This window comes from uncultured Aquimarina sp., assembly GCF_947496855.1.
Lineage (GTDB): Bacteria > Bacteroidota > Bacteroidia > Flavobacteriales > Flavobacteriaceae > Aquimarina.
This window is the reverse complement of the sequence record NZ_CANMED010000019.1, coordinates 1-2872: the sequence shown is the minus strand read 5'-3', so window position 1 is coordinate 2872 and position 2872 is coordinate 1. Positions and strand designations below refer to the sequence as shown.

The 2872-nt window shown below is 39.9% G+C and carries 1 protein-coding gene; it reads left to right on the top strand.

The window, feature by feature from the left end:
* A partial coding sequence (locus tag Q0921_RS24840; RefSeq protein ID WP_299261849.1) for a hypothetical protein occupies window positions 1–2872 on the top strand: 2872 nt, incomplete at both ends.

Genomic DNA, 2872 nt, shown 5'->3' with positions numbered 1-2872 from the left:
GCACCAGTAGAAGATGATGAGACCAGTGCTACACCTACCGTTGCATTGACCAGTGATTTGAGTATTGCCAAGAGTGCAGTATTGACTACAGATGCTGATGGGAGTACAACGATTAGTGCCGGTGATACGGTCACTTTTAGTGTTACAGTCAGCAATGCAGGTGCCAATAATGCTACCGGAGTTGGCGTTGGCGATACGGTTCCAGATGGTTATACTACGATTGGAAGTATTAGTAATAGCGGAAGTGAGAGTGGCGGATTGATCAGTTGGAGTGGACTTAGTGTTACAACGACGACCCCATTAGTATTGACCTATACAGCGGTAGTAACCGCTACAGGCAACTATACAAACTTCGCAGAGATTACAGCGAGTGATAATTTTGATCCAGACAGTACCCCAGATGGTACCCCAGATACCGATGCACCAGTAGAGGATGATGAGACGAATTTTACACCTTCTGTTCCAGAGTTATTATTAATTAAGAGTGTTAGTAATGTAACGAGCGCGGGAGCAACAGGATTATTGGATGATGTAATTGAGTATACGTTTACTGTTGAGAATACAGGAAATGTATCGATTGACACTATTACTATAGATGATACATTAACAGGAAGTACAGATTTACCAGTTACTCCAAGTACATTGTTACCAGGAGAGATAGGAACTGCTACTGCTACGTATACTATTACACAAACAGATATTGATACTGGATCAGTAACAAACTCAGCGACAGTAGAAGGAGAAGATCCAAATGGAGATCCAGTTGTTGATGTATCTGATGATGGAGATGAGACAGTAGATGGTCCTGATGCGGATAGTGATCCTACCAATGATCCTACGTTATTAGATTTAGATCAGGATGCTGAGTTAACGATGACTAAGACGTCAGTTTTAGGAGGTACAGGAGCAGTAGGCGATATTATTACGTATACGTTTACTGTTGAGAATACAGGAAATGTATCGATTGATACTATTACTATAGATGATACATTAACAGGAAGTACAGATTTACCAGTTACACCATCTAGTTTAGCACCAGGTGAAATAGGAACTGCTACTGCTACGTATACTATTACGCAGACAGATATTGATACAGGATCAGTAACAAACTCAGCGATAGCAGAAGGAGAAGATCCAAATGGAGATCCAGTTGTTGATGTATCTGATGATGGAGATGAGACAGTAGATGGTCCCGATGCGGATAGTGATCCTACCAATGACCCAACGATTACAGACTTAACTCCGAATCCAGAGTTAAGGTTGACTAAGACTTCAGTTGTAGGAGGTACAGGTGCAGTAGGCGATATTATTACATATACCTTTACTGTTGAGAATACAGGAAATGTATCGATTGATACTATTACTATAGATGATACATTAACAGGAAGTACAGATTTACCAGTTACTCCAAGTACATTGTTACCAGGAGAGATAGGAACTGCTACTGCTACGTATACTATTACGCAGACAGATATTGATACTGGATCAGTAACAAACTCAGCGACAGTAGAAGGAGAAGATCCAAATGGAGATCCAGTTGTTGATGTATCTGATGATGGAGATGAGACTACAGATGGTCCAGATGCGGATAGTGATCCTACCAATGATCCAACGATTACTGACTTAACTCCGAATCCAGAGTTAACGATGACTAAGACGTCAGTTGTAGGAGGTACAGGAGCAGTAGGCGATATTATTACGTATACGTTTACTGTTGAGAATACAGGAAATGTATCGATTGATACTATTACTATAGATGATACATTAACAGGAAGTACAGATTTACCAGTTACACCATCTAGTTTAGCACCAGGTGAAATAGGAACTGCTACTGCTACATATGTTATTACGCAGACAGATGTTGATACAGGATCAGTAACAAACTCTGCAACAGTAGAAGGGGAAGGTCCAAATGGAGATCCAGTTGTTGATGTATCTGATAATGGAGATGAGACTACAGATGGTCCCGATGCAGATAGTGATCCTACAAATGACCCAACGATTACAGACTTAACTCCGAATCCAGAGTTAACGATGACTAAGACTTCAGTTGTAGGAGGTACAGGAGCAGTAGGCGATATTATTACGTATACGTTTACTGTTGAGAATACAGGAACTGTAACTGTTGATACTATTACTATAGATGATACATTAACAGGAAGTACAGATTTACCAGTTACTCCAAGTATATTGTTACCAGGTGAAATAGGAACTGCTACTGCTACATATGTTATTACGCAGACAGATGTTGATACAGGATCAGTAACAAACTCTGCAACAGTAGAAGGAGAAGATCCAAATGGAGATCCAGTTGTTGATGTATCTGATGATGGAGATGAGACTACAGATGGTCCTGATGCAGATAGTGATCCTACAAATGACCCAACGATTACAGACTTAACTCCGAATCCAGAGTTAACGATGACTAAGACTTCAGTTGTAGGAGGTACAGGTGCAGTAGGCGATATTATTACATATACCTTTACTGTTGAGAATACAGGAACTGTAACTGTTGATACTATTACTATAGATGATACATTAACAGGAAGTACAGATTTACCAGTTACACCATCTAGTTTAGCACCAGGTGAAATAGGAACTGCTACTGCTACGTATACTATTACGCAAACAGATATTAATACTGGATCAGTAACAAACTCAGCGACAGTAGAAGGGGAAGATCCAAATGGAGATCCAGTTATAGATGTATCTGATGATGGAGATGAGACAGTAGATGGTCCAGATGCGGATAGTGATCCTACCAATGATCCAACGGTTACTATATTGACCAATGATCCAGAATTAACATTAGTTAAGACAAGTGTTTTAAGTGGTTCTAATGTTGGAGATATTATTACATATACATTTACGG